Annotated in this window: 17 protein-coding genes; 11 read left to right on the top strand and 6 right to left on the bottom strand. The window is 68.4% G+C overall.

Annotated elements, in window-relative coordinates:
- Positions 1-9 precede the first annotated feature (9 nt).
- Positions 10-396, bottom strand: a complete 387-nt coding sequence (locus P0204_RS13795; protein WP_276180183.1) for a hypothetical protein — start codon at positions 394-396, stop codon at positions 10-12.
- 236 nt (positions 397-632) lie between these two features.
- Here P0204_RS13795 and P0204_RS13800 point away from each other — a divergent pair, with 236 nt between their 5' ends.
- From P0204_RS13800 to map, 3 genes are read left to right on the top strand one after another with little or no spacing between them, the layout of a single operon-like run.
- Positions 633-1,484 (top strand): isoaspartyl peptidase/L-asparaginase, encoded by an 852-nt coding sequence (locus P0204_RS13800; RefSeq protein ID WP_276180185.1) that lies wholly within the window; start codon positions 633-635, stop codon positions 1,482-1,484.
- Between the two features lie 33 nt (positions 1,485-1,517).
- Positions 1,518-1,835, top strand: a complete 318-nt coding sequence (locus P0204_RS13805) for a hypothetical protein (RefSeq protein ID WP_276180187.1) — start codon at positions 1,518-1,520, stop codon at positions 1,833-1,835.
- A gap of 44 nt (positions 1,836-1,879) precedes the next feature.
- Positions 1,880-2,776 (top strand): type II methionyl aminopeptidase, encoded by an 897-nt coding sequence (gene map, locus P0204_RS13810; protein ID WP_276180189.1) that lies wholly within the window; start codon positions 1,880-1,882, stop codon positions 2,774-2,776.
- Here map and P0204_RS13815 read toward each other — a convergent pair whose 3' ends face one another.
- Positions 2,777-2,974 (bottom strand): DUF7835 family putative zinc beta-ribbon protein, encoded by a 198-nt coding sequence (locus tag P0204_RS13815; protein ID WP_276180191.1) that lies wholly within the window; start codon positions 2,972-2,974, stop codon positions 2,777-2,779.
- Between the two features lie 240 nt (positions 2,975-3,214).
- On the opposite strand from P0204_RS13815, the gene P0204_RS13820 reads away from it, so the two are divergent.
- On the top strand, positions 3,215-3,754 hold the full coding sequence (locus tag P0204_RS13820; RefSeq protein WP_276180193.1) for an HIT family protein: 540 nt from the start codon (positions 3,215-3,217) through the stop codon (positions 3,752-3,754).
- A 124-nt stretch (positions 3,755-3,878) separates the two neighbouring features.
- Positions 3,879-4,793, top strand: a complete 915-nt coding sequence (locus tag P0204_RS13825; RefSeq protein ID WP_276180195.1) for a cation diffusion facilitator family transporter — start codon at positions 3,879-3,881, stop codon at positions 4,791-4,793.
- A gap of 29 nt (positions 4,794-4,822) precedes the next feature.
- On the opposite strand, the gene P0204_RS13830 is transcribed toward P0204_RS13825, so the two are convergent.
- From P0204_RS13830 to deoC, 3 genes are all read right to left on the bottom strand, one after another.
- Positions 4,823-5,389 carry a YbhB/YbcL family Raf kinase inhibitor-like protein gene (locus tag P0204_RS13830; protein WP_276180197.1) on the bottom strand — a complete coding sequence of 189 codons (567 nt, stop codon included), beginning with the start codon at positions 5,387-5,389 and terminating at the stop codon, positions 4,823-4,825.
- A 91-nt stretch (positions 5,390-5,480) separates the two neighbouring features.
- The gene (locus P0204_RS13835; RefSeq protein ID WP_276180199.1) at positions 5,481-6,764 is read right to left on the bottom strand and encodes a tRNA (N(6)-L-threonylcarbamoyladenosine(37)-C(2))-methylthiotransferase; all 1,284 of its coding nucleotides are present in this window, start codon (positions 6,762-6,764) and stop codon (positions 5,481-5,483) included.
- Positions 6,765-6,817: 53 nt separating this feature from the next.
- Positions 6,818-7,471: a deoxyribose-phosphate aldolase gene (gene deoC, locus P0204_RS13840; protein ID WP_276180201.1), complete on the bottom strand. Its 654-nt coding sequence runs from the start codon at positions 7,469-7,471 to the stop codon at positions 6,818-6,820.
- 78 nt (positions 7,472-7,549) lie between these two features.
- On the opposite strand from deoC, the gene P0204_RS13845 reads away from it, so the two are divergent.
- From P0204_RS13845 to P0204_RS13860, 4 genes are all read left to right on the top strand, one after another.
- Complete coding sequence (locus tag P0204_RS13845; protein WP_276180204.1) at positions 7,550-8,386, top strand: DUF63 family protein; 837 nt, start codon at positions 7,550-7,552, stop codon at positions 8,384-8,386.
- 128 nt (positions 8,387-8,514) lie between these two features.
- Positions 8,515-8,994, top strand: coding sequence for a hypothetical protein (locus P0204_RS13850; protein ID WP_276180206.1), 480 nt, complete (start codon positions 8,515-8,517; stop codon positions 8,992-8,994).
- Positions 8,995-9,076: 82 nt separating this feature from the next.
- Positions 9,077-9,802, top strand: coding sequence for a nucleoside phosphorylase (locus P0204_RS13855; protein ID WP_276180208.1), 726 nt, complete (start codon positions 9,077-9,079; stop codon positions 9,800-9,802).
- 60 nt (positions 9,803-9,862) lie between these two features.
- A complete protein-coding gene (locus P0204_RS13860) occupies positions 9,863-11,308 on the top strand; it encodes an HPP family protein (protein ID WP_276180210.1) in 1,446 nt (481 codons plus the stop codon).
- On the opposite strand, the gene P0204_RS13865 is transcribed toward P0204_RS13860, so the two are convergent.
- Complete coding sequence (locus P0204_RS13865; protein WP_276180213.1) at positions 11,305-12,462, bottom strand: NAD-binding protein; 1,158 nt, start codon at positions 12,460-12,462, stop codon at positions 11,305-11,307. The two genes, P0204_RS13860 and P0204_RS13865, sit on opposite strands and share 4 nt — an antisense overlap.
- A gap of 94 nt (positions 12,463-12,556) precedes the next feature.
- On the opposite strand from P0204_RS13865, the gene P0204_RS13870 reads away from it, so the two are divergent.
- Together P0204_RS13870 and P0204_RS13875 are read left to right on the top strand one after the other, a co-directional pair.
- Positions 12,557-13,774 carry a potassium channel family protein gene (locus P0204_RS13870; RefSeq protein ID WP_276180216.1) on the top strand — a complete coding sequence of 406 codons (1,218 nt, stop codon included), beginning with the start codon at positions 12,557-12,559 and terminating at the stop codon, positions 13,772-13,774.
- Positions 13,771-15,924 carry a cation:proton antiporter regulatory subunit gene (locus P0204_RS13875; RefSeq protein ID WP_336406457.1) on the top strand — a complete coding sequence of 718 codons (2,154 nt, stop codon included), beginning with the start codon at positions 13,771-13,773 and terminating at the stop codon, positions 15,922-15,924. The genes P0204_RS13870 and P0204_RS13875 overlap by 4 nt, the downstream gene beginning before the upstream one ends.
- The last annotated feature ends 26 nt before the right edge of the window (positions 15,925-15,950 follow it).

The raw sequence follows: 15,950 nt of genomic DNA on the forward strand, positions 1-15,950 counted from the left end.
GGCGCAGGATTAAGTGTCCGGGTCGAGACGAACGAACAGCCCGTACAGTACTGCTGCTCCGACGGCGACCGCGGCGGTCATCCCACCGAGAACGGCCGGCGAGGACAGGGCCGGCCCGGCGAACATCCCACCGACGGCCAACAGACCGATGTAGACGCCGAGCGCGACGAAGACGACACTCTCCAGTCGGGGGCGTCCGGGTGTCACCTCGACGTCAGGCGAGAAGGTTCCGACCTCGCTGCCGTCCTCGTAGGGGTCGTCCCCCTCGACCGGGTCGTCACCGGCGGGCTCGTCCACCGTGATGACGTCGGCCTCGGTGGCGTTCTCGTACTCGTCGACGAACCGCTTGCTCTCGTCTGTGGCCCGTCGTTCCTCCGGCGCGTCGCCGTCGTCCATACTACAGATAGTCGGCGAGCCTACAAAAGGGCTTGTGACTACGATCCGTCGGCCGTTTCGACGCCGGTGGAGACGAACCGCGCGCCGTCGTGGTCGCCGGCCCCCGCGAATCCGGGGGCGGACACCGTCGACTGGGCCGGTACGGAGGGTGACGGCCTGTCTATCGGTGCTGCGGTCCGGGCTGGTACGCGGGCGCTGGTGCAAGCCCCTTTCGGGCTGGCACCTGATGTCGGCACATGCACGTGATCGTCCACGGCGGGGCCGGGAGTGTACCCGAGCAGCCGACTGATCGCCACGCGACACTCAGTGAGGCTGCGACGGTCGCCAGCGACGCGGCGACACCGACCGAGGCCGTCCGCGCGGCGATTCGCCCGTTAGAACGCGCCCCGTCGTTCAACGCCGGTGTCGGTGGGGCCGTCCAGAGCGACGGGGTGGTTCGGACGGACGCCGGCCTGATGACCGCCGACGGGACTGCCGGCGCGGCCTGCTCGATGCCCGGCGTCGCCCACGCCGTCGACGTCGCTCACGCCGTCGCCACGGAGACGCCCCACGTCCTGGTGGCCGGCCAGCAGGCCGTCGACCTCGCGGCCATGTGTGGGATCGACACCGGGGTCGACCTCTGGACGGACGGGACACGGCGGCGCTGGGAGGGAGCCGACCCGCCGGCGCAACTGGGCGAGGCCCACCTCCAGTGGGTCCGGGATCGGTTCGGCGGACACGACACCGTGGGCGCGGTCGCCACCGACGGCGACCGGCTGGCGGCAGCCACCTCGACGGCCGGGCGGTGGTTCGCGCTGGCCGGCCGGGTGGGAGACGTTCCACAACTGGGCGCGGGGTTCTACGCCGACGAGAACGGCGGTGCGAGCGCGACCGGCGAGGGCGAAGCGATCGCCAGGTTCGGGCTCGCCCGACGGGCCGTCGAGTTGCTGGACACCTACGGCCCCCGTCAGGCTGCGGAGGAGGCCATCGACGAGTTCGCCGACGCGACCGGCGGTCGGGCCGGCGTGATCGTCATGGATCAGGCCGGCCACGCCGGGTCGGAGTTCAACACACAGGCGATGCAGACGGCACGCGTAGGGCCGGACTGAAGGTTTATACCCGATCACGGCCAACTCCCGTTCGTGACTCCCGTCTTCCTCGCCCTCGCGTCGCTGTTCGCCCTCTTCGCGGCCGCGATCGCCGGACGTGACGCGGCTGCCCGGGGTCGACCTTGGGCTCGTGTCGCTGTCGCGGTCGGCGGCACCACCGCCGTCGGCTGTGGCGGCGTCCTCGCGGGCAGCGAGACACTCGTCGCCGGCTATACCGCCGTAACTGGTAGTCCCCTGGTCGTCACTGCTCCCCGGGACGTGTTCGCGCTCGTGGCCGGTGCCGTCGTCCTCGTCACCCTCACAGTCCTCTCGGGGTACGGCGCTCTCTCGCGGTTCCGGCCGGTCGGCTGAGCCCAACGGCAAACGCTTTCACCCACAGCATACAACCACGGGGCATGAGCGACGTGGACCTCCAGGCCGAGCAGTACGAGAAGTGCCGCGAGGCCGGAGAGATTCTCGCACAGGTACGCGACGAGGCCGCAGAACGGGTCGAGGTCGGCGCCAGCCACCTCGAACTCGCCGAGTGGGCCGAAGACCGCATCCGGGAACTCGGCGGTGAACCGGCCTTCCCGGTCAACATCTCGATCGACGAGGAGGCCGCTCACGCGACTCCCTCCCGTGACGACGACGCCACGTTCGGCGAGGAGATGGTCAACCTGGACATCGGCGTCCACGTCGACGGCTGGCTCGCCGACACTGCCGTCACCGTCGACCTCTCCGGCCAGGACGACCTGGCCGCGGCCTCTGAAGAAGCGTTGGACGCGGCCCTCGACATCGCGGGTCCCGGCGTCGACGTCGGGGAGATCGGCGCGGCCGTCGAGGACGTCATCGAGGGGTACGGCTTCAACCCGGTCGTCAACCTCACCGGCCACGGACTGGGCCACTGGGAACAGCATACGGCCCCGAACATCCCGAACCGCGAGGTGCAACAGGGCGCGGTCCTAGAGACCGGCGACGTGGTCGCCATCGAGCCGTTCGCGACCGACGGCGGCGGGAAGGTCCAGGAAGGGGCCGACGAAGAGATCTTCGCGCTCGAACGCGAGGGCAACGTCCGAAACCGCCAGGCCCGACAGGTCCTCGATCAGATCACCGAGGAGTTCCGGACGCTGCCCTTCGCCGCCCGGTGGCTCGACTCCTCGCGGGCCGAGATGGCGCTTCGCCGGCTCCAGCAACAGGACATCGTCCACGGCTACCCCGTCCTCAAAGAGCAGGACGGCTACTACGTCAGCCAGAAAGAACACACCGTCATCATCACCGAGGACGGCTGTGAAGTGACGACACGGTCGCGGTAATCAGGCGTTGTTCATCCGGATCTTCGTCGTCGCCCCACACACCTGACATTCGCTGACCCGGTAGGGCTCCCGGGAGAACGCCACGTTCTCCGGTTTCTCGCTCTCGGTCAGGATCTCGACGCTGACGGCGTGGGGTGTCTCACGGCCACAGTCGGCACAGCGCTCGGCCATATCGGCGTCGTGGGGTGTCGTTGCCATCGTAGCTGATGCGAGGATGACAGACAGCATAAAGACACAGTTCAGTTCCACACTGTTCAGACCGTTTATCGGCGGACAACGACGAGATAACGCCGACGACGCACACCGCCGAGACGGGGCTCCACACGCTGTTTCGCGCCCGGTTTTACGCAGATTCATGGCTTGAACGGCCGATACATTTAAATAGAAGGTCGACCCTCCGTTCGAAGTCGTTTAGGTCCGCTGGACGGACTGTGACCCATGGACCAGGTGTTCGCGCCGTGGCGGATCGACTGGGTCGAGCGCGAGGAGCAGAACCCCGACATCGACTGCGTCTTCTGTGCGTTCCGGGACGACGACGCCGACCGGGACAACCGGGTCGTCGCCCGGAGCGAACGGTCGTTCGTCCTCCTGAACAACTACCCCTACAACCCGGGCCACGTGATGGTCATCCCCCACGACCACACCGGCGAGTACGGCGATCTCGACGAGGCGACGCTGTTGGACCACGCCCGGTTGAAACAGCGGGCCTTCGACGCACTGGAGACGGCGCTCGGACCGGACGCGTTCAACGCCGGTCTGAACCTCGGTGGGTCGGCGGCCGGGGGTTCCATCGACGACCACCTCCACACACACGTCGTCCCGCGGTGGGACGGTGATACGAACTTCATGCCGGTCGTCGGCGACACGAAGGTGATCGTCGAGGCGGTCGCGGACACCTACGACCGGTTGCACGACGCGTTCGCCCAGCAGGACGGTGCCGAGACGCCGGGACCGGACAGCGCTGTTCGGTTCGCGTAGGCCGCCGGACAGCGGTGATCTGTCGATCGTGTCGCCCGAGCTGTCCGGCAGTTCGAATGGGTCACGACTCTCGTCCGACCGCACGGCGAAGCGGCTTTGACCGGGGGCCGTCTACGGACGCTCGATGTCACGCCGCGCGACGCTCCGGCGGGTCGGGCTCCTGGTCCTCGGTGTGAACCTCGCGCTGATGCTGCTGAAAGGCGGCGTCTGGGCGATGACCGGGAGCTTCGCCGTCCAGTCCGAAGCCGTCAACAGCGCCGCCGACACCGCCTACTCGCTGGTCATCGTCGCCGGCCTTTATCTGACGACGCGGCCGCCCGACTTCGAGCACCCTCACGGCCACGAGCGGATCGAGCCGTTCGTCTCGCTGTTCGTCGCTGCCGGCATCTTCCTCGCCGGCGGTGTCGTCCTCTGGCAGGCCGGTTCGGCACTCCTATCGGGCGACGTCACCGTCACGAGAGGGCCGGCCGCTATCTCGGTCCTCGTGCTCTCGGCGGTGACCAAGTACGGGCTCTACCGGTACTGTCTGGCCGCGGGCCGCCAGCGCAACTCGCCGGCACTGGTCGCGACCGCGACGGACAACCGAAACGACATCCTCACCGCCGGCGCGGCGTTGGTCGGTGTCGTCGGCGCGTTACTGGGGTTCCCGCTCGCGGACCCGCTGGCCGCACTGGTCGTCGCCGTCGGCATCCTCTACACCGGCGTCGAGGTGGTCCGGGACAACGTCGCGTACCTCGTCGGCGCTGCACCGCCCGAGGACCTCCGCAAGGAGATCCTCAAACGCGCGCTCTCACACCCTCAGGTCCAGGGCGCTCACGACGTCATCGCTCACTACGTCGGCCCCGAGATCGACGTCAGCCTCCACATCGAGGTCGAGGGTGCGCTCACCCTGCGGGAGGCCCACGACATCGAGACGGCGGTGATCAAGTCGGTCCAGGAGCTTCCGGAAGTCGACGACGTGTTCGTCCACGTCGATCCGAAGGAACTGGGCGAGTGGAAGGCCGACGACGAGGTCGAACGGCTGGCCGATCTGGAGTGAGCGGTCCCGACGGTCCTGTTGCGGGGTCCTCACTCGGAGCCGGACTCCGCGTCGGCCGGCCGCTCGTACGCCCGGACGAAGCGCTGACTGGCGACGGCTGCGGCGGTGATCGCGTCGAGTGCGTCGTCGTGTGCCGCCCCACCCGGCAGTTCCAGGGACGCGTCGAGCCCGTACACCTGAAACCGGTACTCCGCAGTCCCACCGGGGGGTGGACAGAGCGGCTCGTAGCCCGGCGATCCGTTCGAGGGCTGACCCTGTCGTGCACCGCCAAGCGTTTCGACCGTCGCCGTTCGCGGCAGGCCAGCGGGAATCTCTTCCCGGTCGGCCGGGACGTTCCAGAGCGTCCAGTGGACGGGTTCGATGATCGCGTCCCTGTTGGACTCGGCGGTCACGGCCAGCGCCACCACCGGTTCGGGGACCGATTCGACGGCGATCGCCGGCGACTCGCCCGCACCGTCACAGGTGTGACGGACCGGAAACGTCCCGTCGCTGCCGGGGAGTGAGACGCGGAACGGCTGCCGAGGACGCGACGACCCGACACAGCCGGCCGTCCCCATCGCCGTCCCGACTGCTGCCAGGAACGAGCGGCGTCGCATACCCGTACTGACGGCGTCGCGTACTTCTCCCCTTCGATGGCACCCGTGCCGACGGGGTCATCGAGCCCCGTTTCCCACGGGTGAGAACGCGTCAATCGGCAGCCAGCGCCGCCTTCACGGGCTCGCCGAAGGCATACACCGTGTTGTGACTCGTCACCTCGACGTCGACGATGTCGCCGACCTCCAGTCCCCGCTGTTCCGCGTCGGCGATCACGACCTGCCGATAGGCTTCGTCGTAACCCACCAGCGACTCCTCGGTGCCGTCCTCGACGAGCAGCACCGACGATTCCTGCCCGATCATCTCCTCGTAGGCCTGGCCGGTCAGCTCCATCTTCAACTCGGTCATGGCCTTCGAGCGGTCCTTCTTCGTCTGGCCGCCCAACCCTTTCATCTCGGCGGCGTCGGTGCCGGGCCGCTTCGAGAAGCGCGTGACGTTGATCTTCTCCGGGCGGGTTTCGCGCAAGAGCGCCATCGACTGTTCGTGGTCTTCGGGGTCCTCGGTGGGGAACCCGACGATGAAGTCCGTCGACAGCGTCCAGTAGGAAAGCGCCTCGTCGAAGGCCTCGACGACCTCGACGTACTCGTCGACGGCGTGCTGGCGGCGCATGTCCGCGAGCACGTCGTCGCTGCCGGACTGGACCGGGGCGTGGATGAAGTTGTACAGTTCGTCGTGTTCGGCGAACACCCGAGCGAGTTCCTCCCGGACGCCGTGGAGCCCCTTCGGGTTGGCCATCCCGACCCGGACCCGGAACTCGCCGTCGATCTCGGTACAGATGCGGTCCAGTAGTTCGGGCAGCAGGCTCTCGCCCTGGTTGGTGTCCCAGCCGTAGACGCCGGTGTCCTGGCCGGTGATCCGCACTTCCTTCGCGCCGGCGTGGACCAGTGCCCGGGCTTTCTCGACGTTCTCCTCGACGGACGGTGAGTCGATACGGCCCGTCGCCTGCTTTGTGATACAGTACGAGCAGTCGCTCATACAGCCCCGTGCGATCGGGAGGATGCCGACGACGCCGTTCAAGACGGTCTCGGTGTCGGGCGTGACAGTCGGACACTCCCCGTTGAGGACGTGCTGAGCCACGTCGTCCCAGTGGAGGATCTCGGCGTCGACGCCGGCATCGCGGAACTGATCGCCCTGTGCCAGGGCCATACAGCCCGTGACGACGAGGTCGGCCGGCGTCTCCGCGTCGAGTTCTTTGGCCCGTTCGAGCATGTTGCGCTCGGTCTTCTCCAGGACCGTACAGGTGTTGAGGATGGCCACGTCCGCCGACTCGGGGCTATCGGCGGGGTGGTGGCCTCCCTCCCGGAGCGTCTGCTCGATCTGCTGGGTCTCCCCCCTGTTGGAGGTACACCCGTACGTCTCGATGTGATAGCGGGCCATCTGCAGTCAGAGTACTGTTCTCCCGCGCGGGCAAAAGCGCGACGGTTGGGGACTCACCAGTCCCGGCCGGATTCGTCCCGTTCTTCGCGCCACTCGCCGACGATCACGTCGCCGCTCGAGGCGCCGATCCGCTCGGCACCGGCCTCGAACATCGCCTTCGCCTCGGCCCAGGAGCCGACGCCGCCGCTGGCTTTGACCGGGAGGTAGTTGCTCAGTAGTTCGACGTCCGGGGCTGTCGCACCCCCCTCGGAGAAGCCCGTGGCGGTCTTGAGGAACGCGGCGTCGGCCTCGGAGGCCAGATTGCCGACGCGGTGGAGTTCGGCCTCGGTCAACAGCGGTGCCTCGACGATGACCTTCACCGGGATCGGAACGGCGGCGACGACCTCAGCGATCTTCTCGCGGACGGCGTCGTCCTCGCCGGCTTTCAGGCGCCCGACGTTACACACCAGATCGAGTTCGTCGGCCCCGTCGTCCCACGCTCTCCGGGCCTCGTGACAGGCCGCGTCCGGGCTTCCCTGGCCGTGGGGAAAGTCGATCACCGTCGACAGCGTGACGTTGGCGTAGTCGGTCGCAAGCGGGAGGTAACAGGGTGGAATACAGGCACGCATGCCGTACTGTATGGCCTCGTCGAGGCAGCCCCGCACGTCGTCGGGGGTCGTGGTCGGCCCCAGCACGGTGTGCTCGATCCGGTCGGGAACGTCGTCCATACGCCCGGCAACGACTGGCCGACACGTAAACGTCCCGGGGCCGGAACCTTTTCCCGCCCCCGGGTCCCCCGCTGGGGTATGGTACTGCCGTCCGGGTTCGGACTGCCACCCTTGCCGTACGTGATCGCACTCGCTTCGGGGACGCTGTTGGTGACGGTCCTGCTGTACGCTGTCGAGCCGCCGATCGATCAGCGGACGGTTGCCGCGCTAGCGCCGTGGATGGCCGTCGGCGGGGCGCTCCACGCGTTCAATCAGCCGCCGATCGAGGCCTACGACGCCGTCTACCGGCCGCTGTTCGGGACGCCGTCGGTGTATCTCACGACCTACGTCGTTCTGGGGATCGCCTGGATCGCGGCGTCGCTGTTCGGCGTCCGGACCAGCCACGACGAGACGGTCACCCGGAACCTCGGACTCATCGGGACCGGCGTGCTCACGGTCCTGCTGGTGATCGGCGTGACGATGGCGCTGGAGGCGGGGTCGCTGTTCTTGCTGTGGCCGACCGTCGCCGTCGTCGCGAGCGTCGTCGTCGCTGCCGTCGTCGTCCTCATCGTCGCGCTCTGGCGGACCCCGGTGGTGGTCCGTGCCCGCTATGCCGCGCCGGTCGTCGTCTTCGCACACACCCTAGACGGCATCTCGACGGCCATCGGGACCGACATCCTCGGGATCGGCGAGCGCTCTCCGGTCCCCCGGGAGATCATGGAGTTCGCGGGGAGCCTCGAAGCCTCGTCGGTGCTGGGCAGCGGCTGGCTGTTCGTCGCCGTCAAACTGGTCGTCGCCGTCGCCGTCGTCCTCCTGATGCACCAGTATCTCGAAGAGGAGCCCGTCGAGGGGGGGCTCCTGTTGTCGCTGATCGCCGCAGTCGGTCTCGGTCCGGCGACGAACAACATCGTCCTGTTCCTGTTTCTCGCGCCCTGAGACCCCTCCGCAGTGCCCATCTCTCCGAATTCGCGTAGCTGACCGTCCTGGACACGGGAGATCGCGTCGCACGACTTCGGAGAGAGTCGTCCACAACACCCTTTGTGCTGCCAGTCCCAGCGGGTGATATGCTCGCCCTCCCCCTCGGGCAGTGGGTACTCGTCTGTCTCGTCTCCGGCGCCATGGCAGCGGCGCTGATGAACATTCCCATGTACGTCCAGCCACAGGGGTACCAGCCGGCCCACGTCGCCGCCGCGGGGCTCCGTCGGTGTGACCCGACGGACGTGAGCCAGGCGCTCGCGGTCGCGGTCCACCAGGTGACCGGGACGGTCGCTCCACTCCTGTACGGGGCCGTCGTCCTCGTCCTGTCGCCGCTTCCGATCGCCCTGTCGCTCAACGGTGTACCGACGATCCCCCATCTCGTCGGCATCGCGGTACTCACGCTGTTCATCTACTTCTTTTTCGAGCGCGTCGCCATGCCCCGCGCCGGCGGGAGTCTCCGCGAGGAGGCGACGCCGATCGTCCGCCAGTGGGCGCTGTCGACGTTCATCTACGGCGTAACCCTGGCGCTGCTGGTCCCGGCGATGGTCCGGATACTCGTCCTCTGAGTCCCGCGAGCAGAGCACTCCCGCTATCCCGTCGGTGTGGCGAACCCCCGCCGTTTTTCGCCCCACCAGTGTAACCTCGGGTATGGCCAAACAACCCCACTTGCTCGTCGAACCGGGCGATCTGAACGATATCGCGCTTATTCCGGGTGATCCCGGCCGTGTCGACCGCATCGCCGGTCACTGCGAGGACACCGAGACCGTCGCACAGAACCGCGAGTACAAGCTCGTCAACGCCACCTACGAGGGGCGGGACCTGACGATCTGTTCGACCGGGATCGGCTCCCCGTCGGCGGCTATCGCCGTCGAGGAACTGGCGTCCGTCGGCGTCGAGACGTTCATCCGCGTCGGGACAACGGGGGCGCTCCAGTCCGATATCGAGATCGGTGACATGGTCGTCGCCACCGGTGCCGCCAAAGACGAGGGGACCAGCCAGCGCTACGAGGACGTCACCGTTCCGGCCGTCCCGGACTACGACGTCCTCTCGGCGCTCGTCGACGCCGCGGAGGCCAACGACGAGGACGTCCACGTCGGCCCGATCGCCACTGACGACGCCTTCTACGCCGAAACAGAGGAATACGTCAGTGACTGGGTGGCGGCGGGGCTGTTGGCCGTCGAGATGGAGGCCTCGGCCGTCTTCTCGCTGGCCCGCCGGAAGGGACTGGCCGCGGGTGCTATCTGTACCGTCGACGGGAACCTCGTCGAGGGAACACAGAAAGGCGAGACCGACGCCGACGAACTCCCCGAGAAGGCCAAGGACAACGTCGAGCGGGCGATCGAACTCGGGCTGACCGCCGCGGCGTCGCTGTAGGGGGACGCCGACCGCCGGGCGGTGGTTTTACTCCGGCTGGCCCACACGATAGAGATAGTCATGCTCGACGGGGTCAGAGACCGGGTCCGGACGGGTGCCCAGCGACTCCACCGCGTCGAGCGCCGGGAACTGCGGGAGTTCCGCCGGTGGATGGAGACCACCGACCACCTGGTCCACCTCTCGATGCTCGTGGTGGTACCGTTGCTCATCGGACTGGTGACCGCACTGGCAAACGCCGTCCCGTCGCTGACCTTCCTGCTGTTCCCGCCGCTGGCGTCGGGCACCTACACGCTCTTCGTCGACCCCACGGGAAAGTATTCCAGCCCGGGGCGGTTCGTCGCCGGGCTGACACTGGGGGCTGCCTGTGGCCTCGCCGCGCTGTGGGTCTCACAGTCGTTTCTCACGGCACCGCCCGGGCCGTTCGCGGTCAACGCCGTCGCCGCAGGGGGTGCGGTCCTGCTGACCGGGCTGGTGACCTGGCCGCTGGGGATTGAGGAGCCGTCGGGATACGCCACCGCGCTGCTGACGCTGTTGCTCCAGCCCGCCCAACGGTTCCCCTATCTCGGGAGTATCTTCCTCGCGAGTACCTTCGTCGCGGTCGTCTTCACGGTCTGGCGCGAGCGGTTCTACGACCGGCGGGCGACCTACCTCTACGAGTCGACACAGGGTGACGACCACGTCCTGGTGCCGATGCGCGGCGAGACCCCCGGCCGGACCGCACTACTCGGCGCGCGGTTGGCCGCGGCCCACGACGCCGGGAAGGTCGTCCTGCTCGATCTGGTTCCCGACCAGGCGGTCGCAGCGGCCGAACGGGCGCTACTGGACGGCGAGGACACCGATATCGACCCCGACGACGGCGGCGACGAGCCCCTGGACGAGGGTCTTGGGACCCGCGTCGACGCCTTGGAGCGGGAGGCCGGTCGGATCGAGACCCGGGCCGGCGTCCCCTGTGAGGTGGTCGTGGCCGTCGACGACGGGACCCCGGCGGCGACCACGCTCGGGACGGCCGACGCGGTCAACTGCGACCTCGTCGTCGCCCCCTACGAGAGCGAACACGGGGCGCTCACGCCGTACCTCCGGCGGTTGCTCGGCGGTGACACCGACGTGTTGGTCCACCGCTCGCGGACCGAACGGACCCGCTGGAAACACGTCCTGGTCTCGGTGCGCCGGGCCAGCGACGTCTCGCACAACATGGTCGACTTCGCGACCCGACTGGCCGGCCGCAGCGGCCGGGTCGCCGTCGCCACCTGTATCGGCGCCCGATCGGATCGGCGCCGGGCCGAGGAGATGCTGGCGGACCTGGTCGAACCGTTCGAGGGGTCCTTCGAGACCCGCGTCGCCCGGACCGACATCCAGTCGTTTCTCACCGAGACCGGCTCCCAGTACGACCTGGTCGTGATCGGTGCCAGCCAGGACCGCAGCGCCGCCTCGCGGTTCGTCTCGCCGCCGACGTTCGAACGGCTCGACGCCGTCGAGGCCGACGTGGCGATAGTCGACCGGAACTAGCGTTCGTCGTCGACTTCGAGGATCGTGTCGGCCACGCTCTCCATCCCCTCACGGCCCAGCGCGGACTGGACGATGAGGTGTCCGCCGATGACCGCCGGGCTGATGACCGTGTCGGCGCCGGCCCGGCGGAGTTTCTCGATGTTCTCGCGGTCCGTCGCCGCGGCCACGAGCGTCGCCGACGGGTTCATGTTGTTCGCCGTCAGCAGCGACAGGGCGTCCTGTGCGTCGTCGTTCGTGGCCGCCACGACTGCACTCGCGTCCTCGATGCCGGCCCGCTGGAGCGGTTCCTCGTCGCTGGGGTCGGCGGTGAGGACGGCGATGTCCCGCTGCTGGAGCCGCGACGCGGTGTCCGTGTCGGGGGTGATGACGACGAACTCCACTGCGCCGGTCAGTTCTTCGAGGATCGGTTCCGTCAGGTCGCCGTAGCCCAGGACCAGTACGTGGTCCTGGAACAGTTCCAGTTGTGCGTCAGTCATGTTTCCGAGTGCCTCCGAGAGGCGTTTCTCGATGGCGGGGCCGAGCAGGGTCCCCAGCGCGATCGCGAAACTGGCGGTCCCCAGAACGACCACCGACATCGCGAACAGCGTCGCCTGCTCGGTGTTCGGTGTCACGTCGCCGTAGCCGACGGTGCTGGCGGTCACGAGCGTGTAGTAGAACGCGTCGGTCAGCGTCGAGACGTTGTTGAACTCCTCGCGCAGCGCGAAGGTCCCGGCGGTGCCGTACACCTGTGCGCCGATCAGCGCCGCGCCGGCAGCCAGTTGCGCCGTCGAGAGATCGATCGCCCGGTCGAACCGCTGCCGGTTGAACAGCATCGTCGGGATCGAGACCAGCGAGAGCACCACGAGCGGAACCGACACCGCCGACGATTGGACGAGGCCCTGTGCGGCCGAGACCGGCAGGAGGATGGCGGTCACGTACCAGCCCAGCCGGAGTCGACGTCGCAGGCCGAAGACGCCGACCAGCAGCGTGAAGCCGGTCAGCGCACCCGTAAACCCCGCGGCCCGCTGGGCGCTCCGTGGGACGTACGCGGCCAGTGGACCGAAGACGGGGGCCTCGCTGATGTTGACCACACCGGTTGCAAACGAGAGGATCGCGACTACCGTCGGGAGGAGGATTGCGGCACGTGCACCGACCCAGTCCCGTCGCCGATCCATATCTCTCTGTCACCGTGCCGTGTCCTAAATGTACTGCCTCGGAAGGGTGGCCGACGCCGGAAGCGATTTACTGCCGGACATACACGGTGGGCACATGGCTTCGCTCCCGGTCGAGATCCTCCTGGGCGTCTATCTGGGACTGCTCGTGGGGGTCATCCCCGCGCTCGTCTCCGGTGCGCTGGGGTTTACGTTCAAATATTTCACCGGGGTGACACTGCCCGGGTTCGGTGTCGCCGTGTTAGCGATCGCGCTGGCCGGCGTCAGCGGCGGACTGCTGGCGCTTGCCGACCAGTCGATCACCTCGTTACCCAACGCCGAGCGCGTCATCACCGCGATCCTCGTCGTCGCGATGGTGTCGCTGTACGCACACGCCAAGGGCGACCAGATGGGCGCGAACTTCCCGAAACGGCTCTCCTTACAGTCGCTACGGGAGAAGAAACTCTCGACGGACCTGGCCGATCTCGTCGGCGGGCGTGACGAGGTCCGTATCCACGTCGTCGGGGAGATCGCCGACATGGAAGGATATCCTCCCCTCTCGGAACCGCTCCGGGCGGAGATCCGGGGCAGCGAGTGGACGTTTCCGGTCGATCTCCGGATCGGCGAACTCGAATCCCGCCTGGAGGACCGCCTGAAGACAGAACACGATCTCGGCGACGTCGCGGTGAACATCGACGAGCGGGGGCAGGCGACCGTCGTCGCCGCGCCGCCGTTCTCGGGACTCTCGAAACGCGTCGGCGACGGCCGTCACGCGGTCTCGATCGACGCGAAACTCCCGACGGGACTCGCTCGTGGCGACGAAGTGACCGTCTTGACGACGGACGCGCAGGTTCGGGGGACCGTCGTCAGTGCCCGCTGTGAGGGGTCGAAACCGGTCGAGACGCCCGAAGAACCCGAGGTCGACGCCACCGAGAAACCGCCGACGCCGGCGCAGGCGCCGACGACCGACGGCGGCGAGGGACGGTTGACTGTCGGGGTCCGGCGGACCGACGCCCAACCGTTGCTCAGGGCCTCGACAGCGAAAGTGGTCGTCGAGCCCCGCGGGACCCGCCGGGAGTTCGAACTCGTCTCCTTGCTTCGCCGGGCCGGCAGCCGGTTCCAGCGGGTGACGATCGGGGCCGACAGCGCACTCGACGGACAGACGATCGGTGCCGCGGCCGTCAGAGAGACCTACGGCGTCGCGATCGTGGCCGTGCGTACGCAGGGGGGATGGCGACTCGCCCCGCGTGGCGACAGCGATCTGACCGCCGGCGACGAACTGTACGCGGTCGGCCCCCGCGAGGCTCTGACGGCGTTCACGGAGGCGGTCGCGTGAGTCCCGCTGTCGCCGGCCTGGCGCTCCAGGGCGTCGTCCCGCAGAACGGGACACTCACCGACCAACTCGTCGGCGTCATCGCGGGAATGCTCGGGCTGGCGACGGTAGCCGGCACCCTTTCGGGGACCGTCGCACTGGCGTACCGCTGGTACGTCCGCGAGCGGGTCCCTGCCGGACTGGCGGTCCTGGTCGGACTGAGCGCCGTCGCGCTCTACATGGGGACGACGACTGCGCTGGGACAGGTCATCGGCGGCAGCGACGACGTACTCGCCGCTGAAGCGATCCTGGCGAACATCGGCGCGTTCGTCGTCGGCGGCTTCGGGGCGTACACTGGGACCCGGATCGGCGAGCGGTTGGGGACCGACCTGTTCGGCGTGACCGGCGGTCGTGAGATCGACGCCGACGTCAGCGAGATCGTCCGGACGGTCGGCCGCGTCACATCGGTCACGCTGCCCGAGGAGATCGACGATATCGTCGGCTACGACCCGATGCCCGAGAAGACGAAGGAGAAACTGGCCGGCCGACGGTTCCTCTTCCCGCGGCGGCTGACGAAGACGGAACTCCGCGAGCGGCTGGTCTCCCGGCTCAAAGTCGACTACGGCGTCGGCCATGTCGACCTGGAACTGACCGGCGACGGCACCGTCGAATACCTCGCGATCGGTTCCCGGGCCGCGGGGATCGGACCGACGCTCCCGCCGGCGACCAACGCCGTCGCCATCCAGGCGGACCCGGCCCACGCCGCCAGCGCCGGCGACCTGGTTCAGGTCTGGGAGACGGACCCGCTCCAGCGGGTCCTGACGGGGGAACTCCGCGGTGTCGCCGGCGAGATCGTCACCGTCGCTATCGACGCGGCGGACACGCAGAAAGTCGACCCCAGCACGCAGTACAAACTCGTCACGCTCCCGGTCCAGGACCGGCCTGACCGGGAGTTCGCGTCCCTGTTACGGGCGGCCGACGAGACGCTCGGGACCGCGACGGTCGAGGCCGGGAGCGATCTCGACGGGGTCACGATCGGCGGGTTGCAGGCCACCGTCGTCGCGATCACCCGCGAGGGCGCGAAACCGGAACCGATCCCCGACAGGAGCCGGGTCCTGTCCGCGGGTGACATCCTCTACGCGATCGCGACGCCCGACGCGCTCCGCCGGCTCGAAGCCGCGGCCGTGGGTGCCGAACCCAGCGATGTCGACGCCAGCGAGGAACTGCCGACGGCGGCTGTCCCCACGACCGAAGGCGGTGACGACACCGACGACATCTCCGGGCCACCGGCGGCCGCACAGTCCGAGCCCGCCGTCGAGCAGCCGACGGTGTCCGAAGCGGAGACAACGTCTCGTCCCGACGCAGACTCCGAGCAGGCAGCGACGACAGACACCGGGTCCAACGAGCAGTCCGACGGTGACGGGAGTGCCGAGACCGACGGGCCTGACTCGGACACGATGGCGGACGCGCCGGCTTCGAACGCTGCGGACGCGGTCGAATCGGACGGTCCCGACGAACCGACAGGGGACGAGGCCGACCAGAAAGAGCCTGCTGACGACCAGTCACTCGTCGACGTACTGGGTGGCACGCCCGATAGGGCAGGTCCTGACGACACCGCCGAACCCGAGCCGCCGGTCGACGGTTCCGACGGAGACGAGACGGACACCGAAGACGACGGAGGTGACGAGACCGACGTCGCACTGTCGGACACCGACGAACCACCGACAGATACCGACGACGGTTCCGATCGGCCGACCGAAACCGACGGACAAGCGGCCGACCGGTCCCCCGACGAGACAGAGTCCGACCAGTCCGACGACGACACAGAGCCCGACCTGTCTCCCGACGACGAGACGGTCCCGGACACCGATCTGTTGGACTCGTTCGCCGACGAGACGGGCGAGGACGTCTCAGCACACGATCCCGAGCAGGCAGCGACTGATCCCGACGAACTGACTGGGCCGGACGAACCGACCGACCAGGCCGTCCACACTGCCGACAACATCTTTGAGTCGCTCAACGAGGGCGACGGGGACGACATCGACCTGGACGCGCTCCTCCAGGGCGAGGGCGAGGACGAGGACGTGGCGGTGTGGGACCCCGACGCCACCGAAAGCGACGACGAGACGGGGGACGATCCAGCCGCCGACCCGGACGACCGTGACCGCGAGTGACCTTCGGAACCCTCTTTGTCTCCCGG

Source organism: Haloarcula halophila, from assembly GCF_029278565.1.
Lineage (GTDB): Archaea > Halobacteriota > Halobacteria > Halobacteriales > Haloarculaceae > Haloarcula > Haloarcula halophila.